This is a genomic window from Candidatus Hydrogenedentota bacterium (assembly GCA_012730045.1).
Taxonomy (GTDB): domain Bacteria; phylum Hydrogenedentota; class Hydrogenedentia; order Hydrogenedentales; family CAITNO01; genus JAAYBR01.
In genome coordinates this window covers 1-15,643 of sequence record JAAYBR010000030.1, presented here as the reverse complement: position 1 = coordinate 15,643, position 15,643 = coordinate 1, and the positions used below count along the sequence as shown (strand labels likewise).

Here is a 15,643-nt window from a genome sequence, read left to right as displayed (position 1 = left end):
GGGGTTCCGGTTGGGGTTCCGGTTGGGGTTCCGGTTGGGGTTCCGGTTGGGGTTCCGCGGCGGGGGCCGGGGGCGTTTCCCCCGGGGCGGGCGGGGCCTCGATTTCCGGCGGCGGCGGGGTGTCCTCCGCGGCGGGGGCGGTGGTTTCCCCGATCATCTCAATGATGGCCACGGGCTGGGCGGGATCCTCCGGCGCCGGGGGCGTCCCGGGGGCCGCATCTTCCGGCTGGGGCGTCATCCGCCCCACCAGTCCCCGGAGGGTTTCCAGACGCGTGCGCGACTGCCCGTACTGCGGCGGGGGAATCTTCCCCACCTGGATCGCGGCCACGATGGCCTCGCAGAGCGCGTCCACGGTCTCCGGGGTCACGGGACCCAGCAGGACGGCGTCACAGCCCGCCGTGAGGCAGTCCACGACATGCTCCTGCAGGGTGGGGGCGGCAAAGTGCGCGGTGTCGCGGACATCGGCGATGACCACGCCGCCGTACTGCCATTTCTCCCGGAGGATTTCCCGGATCATGACGGGGGAGGCACAGGCGGGGCGGGTGTGCGCCTTGTCCAGCAGCGGCACGGCGGCGTTGCCCGCGAGCAGGGCGGGGAGCTGCAGGTCCGCCGCCTCGGCGAAGGGCAGCATCAACTCGGCGATTTTCTGAACGTCCTCCTCCCCGATGACGGGGAAGGCGGCGCCGTTGAGGGTGGCGGCGCTCATGCCGGGGTAGGTCTTCACCACCGGGACGACGCCCTGCTCCAGCACCCCTCTGGCGAAGGCGATTCCTGCCGCGGAAACGGCCCCGGCGGTGTCCCCGAAGTACTGGGGGGCGGGATCTGGCGCGGTCTTCAGGCGGAGGTCCAGCCGCGGGGCGAGCAGGACGGCGATGCCGACATTTCGCGCGGCGATGGCCTGCTGCGCGCCCGCGTCCCGCGCGTTGTCGGTGCCGCCCTGGGTGCCGAGCAGGGCGGGGGCGGAGATCCCAGGGAGACCCAAGGGGTTGACCTGGCCGCCTTCCTGGGCCAGAAACCCCAGGGGCAGGTCCGTCGGGCCTCTTCCCGATCCGGCCGCTTCGCGGGCCTGCTGGATCGTGGCCGTGATGATTTCGGGCGGCGCGCCGTCCTCCGTGGCCACCAGCACCCCGCCGGGACGGCGGCGGGCGATCATGTCGGCCGTGTCCATTTCCAGCTCGCCCGCCTCGAGCGTGAGGATCAGGTGGCGTCCGGGCCACAGTGCCTGTTTCTCCTCCGGGGTCAGGACGACTTCCCCCTGCCCGATGGGGGCGGGAGAGGGGAGGGCGGGCGGCTCCGCCGGCTCCGTCGGCTCCGCCGGCTCCGGCGTCGTTTCGGCGGGCGGGGTCTCCGCAGGGGTGGGTTCCGTCTGCGGCGGCACTTCGTCCGGGCGTTCTTCCGGAGATTCAGCCGGTGTTTCCGGGGCTTCCCGGCGTTCGCCCCCCCGGTCCACGCCCTCCAGCAGGGCGTAGCACAGGCTGAACCCGACGGCCAGGCCCAAGACAAACGTCACGACCAGCGACACGCTGGCGCTTTTCCGGGCACGGGTTGATCGCATTACCACGGCGTGCTTCCTCCGCTGGTTCCGGCCGCAGGCGGCCACGCAGGGGGATATTATTGCACTTTTTCTCATTACAAGGTAAAATAGGTGAAGACCCCAATGGAGAACGTGCAATGAAAACACATCGCGTGTTTGCTGTCGTCCTGTTTGGGCTGTGCCTGACGCTGGCCTTTGGCCTCCTGGCGGAGCCTGCGGCCGCACAGTCTGCCGACCAGAAACTGGCGCAGCAGACCGGCCTGGGCAGCAAGAAGATTGACGCGGAAAAACTTCCTGGAAAACTGGAGATGGGGCTGGCGTTCGGCTCAGTCGTGGCGGCCATCGCCGCCATCAAGTATTTATAACCGTACCGCTTTCAAGATGTGTCCTTGTCCGGCAGTGGCACGCCGGACGGGGTGGCGTGCAGGGCCGACAACCCCACTTGGGGCGCAGAGGCCGACATGGGGCAGCATACCGTTCTCATTCTAGACCCTGACGCGGGGGCGTCGGGGGTGCTTTCAACCGCCCTGTCCAGAAAGGGCGCGCGGTGTCGGTCCGAGTCGGATCCGGCGGCCGCGCTGGCCGTGATTGGCGGGGGCGGCGTGGACCTGCTGGTCTCCGAACTGGTGCTTCCGGGGGTGGCCGCGCCGGAGTTTCTGCGGGAGGCCCAGGCGAAAGACCCCGATCTGGCGGTGATTGCCGTGGCTTCGGCGGTGGATGTCAATCTTGCGATTGAGGTGATGAACGCCGGGGTCTACAACATCCTCCTCAAGCCGTTTTCCCTGCATGACTTCTCCTTCAATGTGGAAAAGGCCCTGGAGCGCCGCGTCCTTCTCCGCGAAAACCGGCTGTACCAGACGGATCTGGAGCGGCGGATCGCCGAGGCGACCTCGGAGTTGAAGCGGGCCAACGCGGAGTTGCAGGCCACCAAGGACTATCTGGAAAGTCTGCTGGACACCTCGCTGGACACGATCATCACCTCCGACATGGACTACGAGCTGACCTATGCCAACCGCGGCGCGGGGGAGATGCTGGGGCACTACTGGAACGGGCTGGTGGGGCGGAATCTCCGCGATGTCATAGTGGGCGGCCCCGAGGAGCTGCAGCGGATCTCGGGCATGCTGGAGAAGGGGCCCATCCGCAACCTGGAGGTCACACTGAAGACCGCCGACGGGCGGCACATCTACGTCATGGCGTCCATTTCCCGGCTGCTGGACTCGGAGGGAAACGTCATCTCCACCCTGTCCATCTGCAAGGACATCACGCAGCAGAAGCGGCTGGAGCATGAGTTGAAGGAGCTGACCATCCGCGACCCGCTGACGGGGCTGTTCAACCAGCGTCATTTCTACCAGCGGCTCACGGCGGAGATCGAGCGGTGCCGCAGGCAGAACCACGCGCTTTCCCTGCTGCTGTTTGATGTGGACCGCTTCAAAAAGTATAATGACACGCACGGCCATCTGGAGGGCGACAAGGTCCTGCGGACCATCGGCGACGTGGTGCGCGAGCACACGCGCGACTATGTGGATGTGCCCTGCCGCTACGGCGGCGACGAGTTCATCGTGATCCTTGCGGAGGCCGGGCAGGCGCAGGCGCGCCAGATCGCGGAGCGCATCCGGTCGGCCTTCGAGGCGCGGCATTTCGGCGACTGCACCCTCAGCGCGGGGGTGATGACCTACCGCGGCGACGCCACGGCCGAGGAGTTCATCCGGATCGCCGACCAGATGATGTATGAGGCGAAACGTTCGGGCGGCAACCGGGTCTTCGTGCGCGAGGCAACCGCAGGCTCGGCAAAGAAAAAGGGAAACGGTGACCAGGCGTGAAATTCGGCATCTGCAACGAGATTTTCAAGGACTGGAACGACATCGGGCGGACGATAGACTTTGTGAAGGAGACGGGCTACGACGGCCTGGAGATCGCCCCCTTCACCCTTTCCCAGTATGTGCATGACATCCCGGCCGCCGTCCGCGAGGACATCGTCCGCAGGGCGGAACGGGCGGACCTGGAGATTCTGGGCATTCACTGGGTCTTTGTCGGACCCGAGGGGGTTTACCTCACCCATCCCGACCCCGAAGTCCGCCGGTTCACGGCGGAATACCTCCGGAGCCTGGTGCGGTTCTGCGGCGACGTGGGCGGCAAGGTGCTCATTTTCGGTTCGCCGCGCCAGCGCAACGTGATGCGCGACGTCACCTACAACCAGGCCTTCGGCCACGCCCGGGAGGTGTTCGAGGCGGCCCTGCCGCTGTGCGAGGAGTGCGGCGTGACCATCTGCATGGAGCAGCTCACGCACCTTGAGACCAATTTCTGCCAGACCGTGGACGAGACGGTGGAACTGATCGAGGCGATTAACCACCCCAATTTCCAGTTGTTGCTGGACACCAAGGCGATGGCCTTCCAGACGGAGGACCGGCCCGCGCTGATCCGCCGCTGCGCCAAGTATCTGAGGCACTACCACGCGAACGATGCGAACATGAACGGCCCCGGCTGGGGCGAGGTGGACTTCGCGCCCATCTTCGACGCGCTCCGGGACATCGGCTACGACCGGTACGTTTCGGTGGAGGTGTTCAAGTTCGAGCCGGGCCCCGAGGCCATCGCGCGGAAGAGCCTGGAGTACATGAGGCGTTTCGTCTGAGCCGCATGCCGGCCCCTTTTCTCAGGAGATGCCCCCCGTGGCCATTGTTCCCGCCGACAACCCCTATGATCTGTTTTCCCTGTGGTATGAAGAGGCCGCCGGGTGCGACGCCATTGACGACCACACGGCGATGACCCTGGCCACCGTGACGCCCGAGGGCCTGCCCGACGCGCGCCAGGTGCTGCTCAAGGGCCATGACGGGCGCGGTTTCGTCTTCTACACCAACCTCACGAGCCCCAAGGCGCGGCACTTGGAGGCGGTTTCCGCCGCCGCCCTGTGCTTCTACTGGATGCCCCTCGAGAAGCAGGTGCGCATCCGCGGGCCCGTCGAGCCGGTCACGCCGGAGGAGGCGGACGCCTATTTCGCGTCGCGTCCGCGGCAGAGCCAGGTCGGAGCGTGGGCCTCGAAGCAGTCGCAGCCCCTGGAGTCGCGGTACGCCCTGGAGAAGCGCATTCTCAAGTACGGCGCGAAGCACGCCCTGGGGCGCGTGCCCCGGCCCCCGTTCTGGTCCGGGTTCCGTGTGCTGGCGCAGGAGATCGAGTTCTGGCTGAAGATGCCCTACCGGCTCCATGACCGGGTGCTTTATGAGAAGACCCCGGAGGGCTGGCGGCATCACCGGGTGTATCCCTGAGGGGGGGGTGGGCATGTCCGCATTCCTTGGCGCGTTGCTCGTGCAGTTTCCCTGGTGGCTTGTGCTGGCGGGGGCGCTGCGCAAGCTGTTTGTGATGCCCCGGCGGCTCCAGCGGATGCAGGCGGAGGGGGCGGCCATCCTCGCCGCCGGCATGCTCATGCGCTGGGCGGCCTGGGGCCGCGACTTTGGCATGGACCCGGAGCGGGCGGCCTCCTTTGCCTTCTGGATGGCCCGGGGGGAGGAGGGCCTCTTCTTCATCGGGGCGATCCTTTTCACCGTGGGGTATTTTCTGGAGCGCCGGCCGCAGCCGGGGCTCACCCCGTGGCCCCGGGCTGGAAAGACCGCGGCCGTGGCCGCTATACTGGTCTCGGGAGGGGCGGGCCTGCTGCTGCTGGGCAGGGGGACGTTTTTCGGCATGACGTTTCCCTGGGAGCCCGCGCGGGTGATGTGGTCCCTCGGGGCCTACCCGTTCGCCGCGGGGTATCTTGCCGAGGCGCTGCGCCGCGCGCCGCTGGAACTGCGGCTGACCGCAAACAACGACATTGAGATTCAGGTGTGACCATGAGCGAAAAGCTGGTGATAGGCATGCCCGCGGGGTCCCTGGCGGACCCGAAACGGGGCGGAAACCTGGTCGGGCTGCTGAAGGCGGCGGGCTTCCCCACGAAGGGCTACGAGGACGGCGGCCCCACGCACTTCCCCCTTCACACGAGCCTGGTGGGGTGGGACGGGCGGCCGCAGGAGTTTGGGGCGCAGCTGGCCCTGAACGAGGTGGACCTCGCCATCGGCGGCGACGACTGGACCCGCGAGCGCGTGCTGGAGTACCGCTATGAGTACGGGCGCGAGGTGCGTCTGGAGAAAATCCTCTCCCTGGAGCGGGGCAACGTGCGCATCGTCGTGGTGAACCGGCCTGTCGGCGAGGGGCTCACCTTTGACCAGTGGTTCGCCGCGCTCCTCCGGGAGAAGCCGCTGGTGAAGATGGTTTCCGAGATGCCCTACATCGCCGTGGACTGGTTCCAGCGCAAGGCCGCCTCCCTCGGCTTCGGCGAAAGCCACGGCGCCCACGCGGTGCAGAAGTACCACACGCCGCCCCGCATGGACCGGGGCCTGGTGGTCTACGAGTCCTGGGGCAAGACGGAGTCCAAGGTGACGAACGGCGCGGTGGACCTCGGGCTGGAGATCACGCAGACCGGGAGCGCCATCCGCAACTACGGCCTCCAGGTTTCCGAGGAGATCATGCGGTCCGAGACGGGCGTGTGGGCGAACCCCGCCCTGCGGGAGAACCCGGAGAAGCTTGAAATCGCCCGCATGTTCCTGCTCAACCTCTACGGCGCGGTCTTTGCGGAGAACAAGGTCCTCATCCTGTTCAACGTGAAGAAGGACGGCGTGCCCGCGGTGGTGGAGTACCTGGAGCGCCACGGGCTCTTCGCCGACGAGCCGACGATGAACGAGGGCGTGAACTTCACGGAGTTCAGCATCCAGATGGGCGCGTCGGATCCGGAGCGGCCGCTGGCGCGGGTGCGCTACGAGCTGGCCCGGCTGGGCGCCACGCACATCGAGACCGTGCCGCTGGACTCGTGCATCCCCGGGCTTGAGGTGATCGGCCTCTGACCCTTCAGTCCTGCCCCGCGAGCTCCTGGATCTCCTCCAGCGTCTCTTCGGGGAACTGGAGCAGCTCGTCGAGGATGCGGGCGACGGACACCGCGTCGCGGCGTGTCAGTTCCTGCATCATGCGCAGCACCAGCCGCTTGTTCTTGGACGAGGACTCGGCGAAGTCCGCGAAGATGCGGTTGAGGTGGGTGGCGTAGATGTCGAAAACCTTGCGCTCCGCTTCCTCGGCGGCGTCCTTTGGCGCGCCCGCGTAGGGGTAGAGCCCCGTCCGCCGCCAGAAGGCCAGCAGGTCCTGGGCGTCCTCCGCCTCGCGCAGGGCGAAATGCTCGCGCAGGCGCGCGCGCGCGGCGTCCAGCAGCTGCCGCACATCGGCGCAGAGCTCCCCCGCCTCCAGCATGCCCTGGCGGTCCAGCACGGCCACATGGGCCGACTTCACATACGCGCTGTAGCTGAACCCCCGGAAATGCAGGCGGGGCAGGGCGTTCAGCCGCATGAACCCGTCCTCATCGCACAGGAACACGCCGCGGCGTCCGGGCTTGGACCATTCCACCACCAGCAGCTCCGCGCGCATCCGGTCGCCGTTCTCGCTCACCATCTCGCCCAGGTCCAGGACCGTGGCGTGCTCCTCCACGCTGGCCGGGTCCAGGGGCACGCCGTCAAAGAAGATGCGCGTGTCCGGGTACTGCCGCAGGTAGGGGGCGAAGATGTTCGTGAACTCCTCCACCGCCTTCACGCCGCGCAGCAGGCCCGCCGCGTCGGTGACCTCCCGGATTTCCACCGTCATGCCCGGCGCGGTGCCCGGCGAGGGCGCGGGGTCCGTTACGGCGAACTCGCCGATGCGCGCCGCGTTCCCCGAGAGGGAAAACGCGCGGACCTCCGCGCCGTCCAGGTACACTGACCGCCACACCGACACATTCCCCAGCGAGAAGGCCCGGAAGCGGCCCTTGCCGTACTTTCCGTGCATGACCCGGTTGCGGTCCGTCGTGCGCGGGTTCACCCGCTTCAGCGAGCCGCCCAGGTTGCGGAAGGACAGCATGGCGTCGTCATAGGGAAGGCCGTGGCCGTTGTCCGCCACCCGGATGCAGTCGGTGCCGCCCATCTCGTTGTCCTCAAAGGCGACCCGCACCTCCGTCGCCTCCGCGTCCAGGGCGTTCCACACCAGCTCCGCGAGCGCGGTCATCGGCTTCGTGCGCGCGAGCGACTCCAGATGGTCGTCCCGCACCTCGACGGTGATTGTTTTCACGGCGAAAGGCTCTCCCTGTTTCCCGGCGTCAGGCGGACATGCGCGTCGGCGGGCGGAACCGCCCGGCCGCGAAGGGAAAAGGATAGCACCCGGCCCCGCCGGGGCACAAACGGGCGGGGAGAACCCGCCTTCGGCGTCCGCGCCCGCCCGTTCGGCGATCCGACATCACCCGCCGCGCGGCGCGCGCAGGTCCTCCACCGTGTTCAGGAATCCCTCGATGATATTATCCGACAGGGTGTTCTCCCCGGCATCGGGGCCGATGCGGATGCCCGCGCGCCGGGCCGGGCCGCGGGTCTCGCGGATTTCGTTGCGCGCGAGGGTGTTTCCGGCCGTGACCCCCTGGAGGTCCACGGCCGCGCCGTCCTCGGGGCCGTTGTCCGTGATGCGGTTCTTCTCGACGAGGTTGCCGCGCGCGGTGAAGCCCTCGCCGCGCTCGGGGCGGAACAGGACGCCGCATTTCCCGTTGCGCAGGATGTCGTTGTCGCGGACGACGTTCTCGTCGTCCCGGTGGCCGATGGACACGCCGCACTCGGTGTTGTCCGTGATGCGGTTGCCCTCGGCCAGTCCCGCCTTCACCCCCCAGCAGAAGAAGAGGCCGATGGCGTTGTTTTCCAGGCGGCAGTTGCGGATGACCGGGCGCTGGCTGCCGGAGCCGGGGTGCAGCCCCAGCCCCGCGTTGCCGTGGCTGTGGCAGTCCTCCACGAGCACGTCATGGCAAATCTGCCAGCTTACGCCGTCGCTGTTGTGGGTGCGGGACTCCACGCCGCGGATCACCACGTCCGCGCAGTCCTGGAGCCAGATGCCCCCCGCGTAGTTTCCGTCGAGGTTTTCGTTGTTGTCCCGGTTGCCGTCGAGGACAAGGCGCTCCACATGCAGCCCCGTGGTCTCCTCCGCCGTGAGCAGGGGGAAGAGCGTCACCACGCGCGGCTCGGCGAGCTTCCAGAAGTTCGCGCGCAGGGCGCGGTCCAGTTTGAAGCGGGCCCCGCTGCGGGCGGTCAACGTCCGCTTCACCACCTCGCGCGCCCCCGTGTCCGGGTTCTTGGCGAGGAGGCAGACGCCGTCGCCGAGTTCGAAGCCCGACGGATCGGCCAGGGTGATCTCCTGGTCGTACCAGTCAGAGTCCTCGGCCAGCGCGGACCCGGCCATGGCCGCCTTGAACAGCACGGTATCCGGCCCCGCGCCCAGCAGTCGCACACCGGAATGCAGCCGCACGGCGTTGCGCAGCGTAAAAGTGCCCGCCGTGAGCCACACCGTGCCCCCGCCGCGTCCGGCCACGAGGTCCAGCGCCGCCTGCATGGCCTTGTCGGTGAAGCCGCCAATATCCGCGTCGGGGCCGCCGACGGTCACCGTGAGGCGCTGCTCCCAGTCGGGGCCTGAGCGCAGGTCGCCGGAAGTGGCCCGGGGCCGGCTGAACCGCCGCTCCTCTCCCGGCGCGCGCGCCGCCCACAGGCCTGCCGCGCCCGCGCCGCACACGCCCAGCCAGTTCCGTCTCGAAAGCGGTTTCACGGCGTCATCCCGCCAGCAGCGACTGGAGGGCGTCGCGCACCGCCATCTCGGATTCGGGCACCACGTGGGACGCCGTGGGCTCATAGCCCCCCTCGGCGGTGAAGCTGGCGGGGTTGATGTAGGCGGGGCCGCAGTCGCCGTAGGCCGCCACGGCCACAAAGGCGTCCGGGCGCAGTGTCTGGGCGTGGAGCTGAAACTCGACGGCCATTTCGCCGGGGAGGTGGACAATGTCCACCCCGCCGATACGAAGACGGCTGAAGGTCAGCGGCTCGGCCGCCCGCGCCTGCCAGGCCAGCACCATGGCGGCACAGATACGGTCGTTGGGCGTGCCGTCCGGGTTCAACATGCGGGCGCGCAGCTCCGGCCCTGTGAACCCCGCGTCCACGCGCGGGGACAGGGCGACGGGGACGGTTTTCCAGTCCACGGGCCCCGCGGGCGCGTAGACCGTGGACGCGGTGGAGGCGCGCATGGCGGCAAGCAGGCGCTCATAGAGCCCCTGCCGCGCCTCCGGCGTGCCGTCGTTGTATTTGCCCGCTGCGATGTTCCCGCCGCAGCCGGTGAAGTACGCCTGGAACACCCCCTCCTCCTTCTCCAGCGTCTCGCGGGCCATGCCGGCGAAGTCTATGCTGGAGCGCGGGTCCCAGTAGAAACTCTGGGGGTGGGTGGCGTAGTAATGGAGCCGCGCCAGCGGTTTGTCGCCCCGCGCGAAGGTCACCGTCTTAACATAGGGGTCAATGAGCCCCTCCGGGGCCTCGATCAACGCGGCTTCCTTGCAGGAGCTCGCCCGGAAGCCCACCTTGCCCTCGCCAAGGGGCACCCGCCGGTTTGAGGCCACCCGTTCGGCCTTCGCCTGGCCGGTGCCGATGCGGTCGTAGGGCTCCAGCCGCCCGCAGGCCTCCCGGACCGCCGCCTCCAGCCGCGCCAGCGGCCCGCTGAAGGCCTCCGCCGTGGGCACCGGCGGCGGCGAGGGGATGTCCTTTAGCATCACGAAGGCCTTCAGGTCCGCCATGGGCGCCGTGTGCTGGTGGACCGTGTGCACCGCGACCCGGTCCGGCGCGGTGCCCGCCGCCGCCGCGACGGCCTCGCAGAAGCGGCGGTGGTCGTCGTTGCACAGTTCGCACCAGTCCACCACGCAGAGGACGTGCCGCGCGCCGCCGTGCTCCAGCACGATGCCCTTGCCCTGAAGGGGCTGCTCTATGGTGTCCAGTCCCTTGTAACTGGGGTACCACGGCGTGCCCAGGGGCGGCGTCATGTCGCAGGAGAATGTCGCCACACGCCCGCCTTCCGCCTTGCCGGGTTCTGCCGCCGGGGCGCGCCCGTTCAGCACCGCCAGCGACCCCGCGGCCGCGCCCAGAAACCCCCGCCGTGTCATGCCGTTCTTGCGCATCGTCTTCTTCCCTTACTGGTTGGCCCCGCCGGGGGCGTCTTTCCCTGTTTCGTTCAAACGCACCGCGCCCGCCGGGACTTCCGGCGACGCCGCAAGGGGAACTGTCCCCTCCGGGACAAGATTCCCCGCAACCAACACGTTCTCCACGCCGTCGCCCGTCACGTCCACGAAGACCGGCGCACCCGCTTCGGGCATGCAGGCGGACACGAGCGCCGACCGCACGTCATGAAAGCGGACCAACGGCGCGCCGGACGGCGCGGGCCGCGGATCGAAGCCCGTCAGCCGGAGCCGCGCCGTGTCTTCAAACCACGCCGCCGGGCCCGGATCGCCGGGGGCCGCCGGATTAGGCATGCCGTAGTCGGGCGGCCACTGGACCTCCTTGTACTTCCGCGTGACGCCGAGCCGCCAGAAACCCTCCTCCCAGGACAGGCGCAGGTTTTCCAGCACGATGTCCTCCGCATGGCGGCAGTAGAGGCCGTAGGCGGGCAGGGGCCCGAACATGTAGGCGTCGGGATAGGACGCCTCCTCCTCGGGCACGGTCTCTCCGCTGGCAAGCGCGGGGTCGGCGCCCTTCCACGCGGCGCGCAGGCCGGAAACGGTGACCCCGCGCACGGGATGCCCGGGGATGCCCGCAATGATGCACGGCAGGGACGCGCCGGTTGCGGCGATGTTGAACACCACCACGCGCTCAATGCTTCCCGGCGCGGGCTCGGGCAGGTCGCGGCCCCGGTTGCCGAGGCGAACAAAGAGGGGCGACCGCACATGGTGCATGGTGATGTTGGACACCGCGATGTCGCGGATGTTTGCGCCGTCCACGGACTCGATGGAGACGCCGGAGATGGCGGGCCGGTGGTCGCCGTATCCCGTGACCACGGAGTTGCCGAACGTGATGCGGCGGAAGTCGCCGCCGGATTCCGTGCCCAGCTTGAACCCGTTGCAGACGGTGGAAAGGACGCAGTTGGTGACCGTGATGTTCTCGCAGGGGCGGCGCTCGCCGAGGGCGAAGCTGGCCTTGGGCACGATGGCGTCGTCAACGGTGGAGATGCGGCAGTTGCTGATGCGGACATTGCGGCAGGCGTCGGGGTCTATGCCGTCGGAGTACCCGTTGAGGATGGTGACCCCGTCCATGTTCACCTCATCCGTGCCCAGCAGGCTGACCGCGTAGTTGGGAATGTTCCGGATGGTGATCCCGTGAATCTCCACAAAGCGGCACCGCTTGAAGGCCAGCGCCTTCGGACCGCCGCGCTTCTGGAAATTGACGTCCACCACGCCGAATCCGGCAATCCCGATCCGCTCCGCACCCTCGGCGCGGATCAGCGCGAGGTTAAAGTAGGTCGTCTCGTGGTCGGCGTCGTTCTCGAAATCCAGCTTCTCGTAGTCGTCATAGTCCGCGCGCCGCCGGCTGCCGAGAATCACCGCGCCGTGGTCCAGCCACAGCATCACCCCGCTTTTCAGGCGCACCGTGCCGCAGACGTACACCCCCGCCGGGAAGAGCACCGTGCCCCCGCCCGCCGCCGCGCACGCGTCCACCGCCGCCTGCACCGCCGGACTGTCCAGGGCGACGCCGTCGCCCTTCGCGCCGTGATCCCGCACGTTCCACCCCGCGCCCGGGGGCGGGGAAACAAGCGCGGCGTGGGCGCAGGCAAGCAAGACAAGGACTGTCACCGGCATGGGCGTACGTCCCGTGGTTGGGGCCGTTTTCACCCCCCAACTCTACCCCGAACCCGGCGCGGAAAACCAGCGGGGGGCGGTGCTTGGAACACAGAGGCCCAGGTGCGGCCCCGCACATCACGCATTGGCTTCCGTGTCCCACCGTGCGGAGCACCTTGGAGTGCGGCGGCTTGCCGCCGCCTTTCTTCGCGCGGGCTTGCCCGCGCGGGGCGTTTCCGCCAACGCGTCCAATCTGGGCCACGCCGCCGTCCCGGGCGTCTGCGGCGCCCCGGTCTGAAAGGCGTCGGCAAGCCGCCGCACTCCAAGGCGCTCCGCGCGCTGCAATGCCGGGGTGGGCGCGGAGTCCGCCGGTCCTAAACGAACCGCGCCGGCGTCCCTTTCGGGGCGCCGGCGCGGCGGGTGTCCTTCGTTGCGCGCTCAGTAGACGCCGGGAACGAAGCCGTCCTCGGTGCCCTCGTCGGCGTAGTAGGCGCCGTCGGGCGCGTTGAAGAGCTGGATGGTGCGGAGCAGCTCGGAGATGCTGATGTTGCCGTCGCCGTCCACGTCCGCGCTGTGCAGCAACGCGCCGAGCGGGCCGGGACCGGGGGCGAAGCCGTCCTCGGTGCCGTCGGCGTCGCGGTAGCCGCCGGCGTTGTAGAGCTGCACCACGCGCAGCAGCTCGGCCAGCGAGATGCGCCAGTCGCGGTTGGTGTCGGCGGTGTGGGCCTGCTCGGGCGGCAGCGCCCGCGCGACCACGGTCGGAATGACGCCCGTGGAGAAGGCCTGGCCGGAGGCGGCGGTGTAGTCGGCCTGGCCCGCGAAGGCGCCGATGCGCGGCGCATCGGCGGCGGGCAGCGCCTCATAGACCACCTCGATGGGGAAGGGCATGGTGCCCGCCCAGGTGAGGGCCAGGGCGTTGTTGACGCCGTCGGCCTTGGTGGCGGCCCCGCCCGCGGTGCTCAGGACGTTGGTGATGGTCCATCCGGCGGGCAGCACCTCCAGCAGGTTCAGGGAGGCCAGCAGGCCGGGCCCGCGCTTCACCAGGCGCACCGTCACGGTGACCGGCTCTCCGGGGGTGAAGAACCGCCCGCTCATCATGCGGGTCAGCTCCACCTGCACCGGCTGCACCGGCGGCACGGCGCCCACAAAGGCCTCGATCTCGTCGGGGGTGATGAGCCCGTCGCGGTTGGTGTCCAGCACGGCGAAGACCTGCCGGGGCAGGGCGAAGCGCGCGGTGATCTCGTCGTGCGAGAGCGCGCCGTCCAGGTTGGTGTCGAGCAGCGCGAAGGCCTCCTGGATGAGGGCCGCCAGATTCCCGGAGGCGCGGAGCCGCTCCAGCAGACGCAGGAGCCAGTCCTCCGGCGTGCCGGGCTCTCCCTCGCCCTCCCCCTCGCCGGGCTCCCCTTCGCCCTCTTCACCCTCCGGCTCGCCCTCCACGGGGGAAATCCCCTCGAAGTCGCGGCAGTCGAACACGCCGTCCGCGTTGACGTCCACCAGGGCGAACTGGGCCGGCGTCACGTAGGCGGAGACCTCCGCGTATTCCAGCGCGCCGTTGCCGTTGAGGTCCGCCTGCATCACGCCGAGGGCCTGCGCCGCGCGCAGCGCGCGGCGAAGCTCGACCAGGTCAAGCACGCCGTCGCCGTTGCCGTCGAACTGGGCAAACACCGCCGGGGGCACCCCGAGAGTCCCCAGCTCGGCGGGCGAAATCACGCCGTCGCCGTTGCCGTCAAAGAGGATCAGGAGGGTGCGCAGGAGCAGGTTCTCCTCCAGCGGAATCGGGCAGATATCCGGGTCCACGGGAGGCTCGCCCTCGCCGGGTTCGCCTTCCCCTTCACCGGGCTCCCCCTCACCCTCTTCGCCTTCCGGCTCGCCTTCGCCGGGAATGAGGGCCGCCACGTCATGGCAGTCCAGCACGCCGTCGCCGTTCACGTCCACCCCGGCGAACTGCTCCGGGGTTACGAAGGCGGCCACTTCGGCGTACTCAATGACACGGTTGCCGTTGGCGTCCACAAACCCGAGGAGGTCGTCGAGGGGCAGGGCGCCCGAGATGCGGAGCAGCTCCGACGCGTTCACCAGACCGTCGTTGTTGGCGTCCACCAGGCTGAACCAGGACGGCTCAAACGCCGCGTACACGGCCTGAACCTCCGCGAGGCTCACCCCGCCGTCGCCATCTGCGTCCACCAGGGCCAGGGCAACCTCCGCCAGCACGGGGGACAGCGGGGGAATGGGGCAGACATCCGGGTCCACCGGGTCTTCGCCCTCGCCCTCGAAGGGAATTCCCCCGCCCGCCAGCAGGGCCGCGACATCCTCGCAGTCAATCACGCCGTTGGCGTTGGCGTCGAGGAAGTCAAAAAGCGCCTCGGGAAGGTACTCCGACACCTCGTCATAGGAGAAGACCCCGTCGCCGTTCGGGTCAATACCGCCCAGCAGCTGGTCCAGCGGCAGAATGTTCACCAGCGTGCCCAGTTCCGCGGCGGTGACAACCCCGTCATGGTTCAGGTCAACGAGGGAGAAATACATGGGCTCCAGATCGGCGTAGACCGCCTGGATCTCCGCGAGGGACAGCCCGCCGTCGCCGTCGCGGTCCAGCAGCGGAACCACGTACCCCAGAATCGCCGGGATGTCCAGCGCGTCCAGCACCGGGCACGGTCCGCCGGGCTCGCCCTCGGGTTCCCCCTCGCCGGGGATCACGCCGCCCGTGAGTGCGGCGATGTCGTCGCAGTCAATCACGCCGTTGTTGTTGGTGTCGAGCAGGTTGAACTGCGACTGCGAGAGGTACTGCGACACCTCGGCGTAGGCGATGAGGCCGTCGCCGTTCGGGTCTATCATGCCCAGGAAGGAGCCGACGGGCAGAATGCCGACAATGGCCGACAGCTCGGAAGCGGTGATTTTGCCGTCGCGGTTGGCGTCCAGCAGGGTGAAGTAGACCGCCTCCATGTCCGGGTACACGGCCTGAATCTCCGCCAGGGAGACGCCGCCGTCGCCGTTGGCGTCCAGCAGGGAAACCACCACCGGGGCCAGAGTCTGAAGGATGTCGGAGAAGTCAATCGGGCAGGGGCCGACGGGCTCTCCCTCGCCCTCGACCGGATCCTCGCCCTCGCCCTCGCCCTCGCCGGGGATCACGCCGCCCGTGAGCGCCGCGACATCCACGCAGTCAATGACGCCGTTGCTGTTGGTGTCAATGACGTCAAACTGGGACTGCGAGAGGTACTGTGAGACCTCGGCGTAGGCGATGAGGCCGTCGCCGTTCGGGTCCACCATGCCGATGTAGGAGTCAATGGGAAGGATGGTCGCGATGACCGCCAGTTCCGCCGCCGTGATCCTGCCGTCGCGGTTGCCGTCCAGCAGGGTGAAGTACGCCGCCTCCATGTCCGGGTAGACCGCCTCGATCTCGGCCAGCGACAGCCCGCCGTTCCCGTCGGTGTCGAGCAGGGAGACCGCGACCGCCGCAATGT

At 68.8% G+C, this 15,643-nt stretch carries 12 protein-coding genes; 6 read left to right on the top strand and 6 right to left on the bottom strand.

Features of this window, described 5'->3' with window-relative positions:
* Positions 1-1,555 (bottom strand): hypothetical protein (locus GXY15_02795; GenBank protein NLV40142.1); only part of this gene is annotated, 1,555 nt, incomplete at its 3' end.
* 116 nt (positions 1,556-1,671) lie between these two features.
* On the opposite strand from GXY15_02795, the gene GXY15_02790 reads away from it, so the two are divergent.
* From GXY15_02790 to GXY15_02765, 6 genes are all read left to right on the top strand, one after another.
* Positions 1,672-1,899, top strand: a complete 228-nt coding sequence (locus tag GXY15_02790) for a hypothetical protein (GenBank protein NLV40141.1) — start codon at positions 1,672-1,674, stop codon at positions 1,897-1,899.
* Between the two features lie 96 nt (positions 1,900-1,995).
* Entirely contained in the window at positions 1,996-3,354 is a 1,359-nt protein-coding gene (locus GXY15_02785; protein ID NLV40140.1) for a diguanylate cyclase, read from the top strand.
* Positions 3,351-4,163: a sugar phosphate isomerase/epimerase gene (locus GXY15_02780; protein NLV40139.1), complete on the top strand. Its 813-nt coding sequence runs from the start codon at positions 3,351-3,353 to the stop codon at positions 4,161-4,163. Before GXY15_02785 ends, GXY15_02780 begins: the two co-directional genes overlap by 4 nt.
* A 28-nt stretch (positions 4,164-4,191) precedes the next feature.
* Entirely contained in the window at positions 4,192-4,794 is a 603-nt protein-coding gene (gene pdxH / locus GXY15_02775) for a pyridoxamine 5'-phosphate oxidase (protein NLV40138.1), read from the top strand.
* A gap of 13 nt (positions 4,795-4,807) precedes the next feature.
* Positions 4,808-5,353, top strand: coding sequence for a hypothetical protein (locus tag GXY15_02770; protein ID NLV40137.1), 546 nt, complete (start codon positions 4,808-4,810; stop codon positions 5,351-5,353).
* A 2-nt stretch (positions 5,354-5,355) separates the two neighbouring features.
* Positions 5,356-6,402, top strand: a complete 1,047-nt coding sequence (locus GXY15_02765; protein NLV40136.1) for a hypothetical protein — start codon at positions 5,356-5,358, stop codon at positions 6,400-6,402.
* A gap of 4 nt (positions 6,403-6,406) precedes the next feature.
* Here GXY15_02765 and GXY15_02760 read toward each other — a convergent pair whose 3' ends face one another.
* The 5 genes from GXY15_02760 to GXY15_02740 form a co-directional block, all read right to left on the bottom strand.
* Positions 6,407-7,645: a hypothetical protein gene (locus tag GXY15_02760; GenBank protein ID NLV40135.1), complete on the bottom strand. Its 1,239-nt coding sequence runs from the start codon at positions 7,643-7,645 to the stop codon at positions 6,407-6,409.
* Positions 7,646-7,810: 165 nt separating this feature from the next.
* On the bottom strand, positions 7,811-9,235 hold the full coding sequence (locus tag GXY15_02755) for a right-handed parallel beta-helix repeat-containing protein (GenBank protein ID NLV40134.1): 1,425 nt from the start codon (positions 9,233-9,235) through the stop codon (positions 7,811-7,813).
* Positions 9,156-10,538 carry a hypothetical protein gene (locus GXY15_02750; protein NLV40133.1) on the bottom strand — a complete coding sequence of 461 codons (1,383 nt, stop codon included), beginning with the start codon at positions 10,536-10,538 and terminating at the stop codon, positions 9,156-9,158. The genes GXY15_02755 and GXY15_02750 overlap by 80 nt, the downstream gene beginning before the upstream one ends.
* Before the next feature lie 12 nt (positions 10,539-10,550).
* A complete protein-coding gene (locus GXY15_02745) occupies positions 10,551-12,209 on the bottom strand; it encodes a hypothetical protein (protein NLV40132.1) in 1,659 nt (552 codons plus the stop codon).
* Positions 12,210-12,626: 417 nt separating this feature from the next.
* Positions 12,627-15,643, bottom strand: a 3,017-nt coding sequence (locus GXY15_02740) for a hypothetical protein (protein ID NLV40131.1), incomplete at its 5' end; no start/stop codon positions are given.

Excerpts from the sequence above, each read along its gene's own strand:
- GXY15_02755 (NLV40134.1), bottom strand. The coding sequence starts at position 9,235 with ATGAGCCCACGGCGTCCCACGTGGTGCCCGAATCCGAGATGGCGGTGC.
- GXY15_02785 (NLV40140.1), top strand. The coding sequence starts at position 1,996 with ATGGGGCAGCATACCGTTCTCATTCTAGACCCTGACGCGGGGGCGTCG.
- GXY15_02770 (NLV40137.1), top strand. The coding sequence starts at position 4,808 with ATGTCCGCATTCCTTGGCGCGTTGCTCGTGCAGTTTCCCTGGTGGCTT.
- pdxH (NLV40138.1), top strand. The coding sequence starts at position 4,192 with ATGCCCCCCGTGGCCATTGTTCCCGCCGACAACCCCTATGATCTGTTT.
- GXY15_02765 (NLV40136.1), top strand. The coding sequence starts at position 5,356 with ATGAGCGAAAAGCTGGTGATAGGCATGCCCGCGGGGTCCCTGGCGGAC.
- GXY15_02745 (NLV40132.1), bottom strand. The coding sequence starts at position 12,209 with ATGCCGGTGACAGTCCTTGTCTTGCTTGCCTGCGCCCACGCCGCGCTT.
- GXY15_02750 (NLV40133.1), bottom strand. The coding sequence starts at position 10,538 with ATGCGCAAGAACGGCATGACACGGCGGGGGTTTCTGGGCGCGGCCGCG.
- GXY15_02790 (NLV40141.1), top strand. The coding sequence starts at position 1,672 with ATGAAAACACATCGCGTGTTTGCTGTCGTCCTGTTTGGGCTGTGCCTG.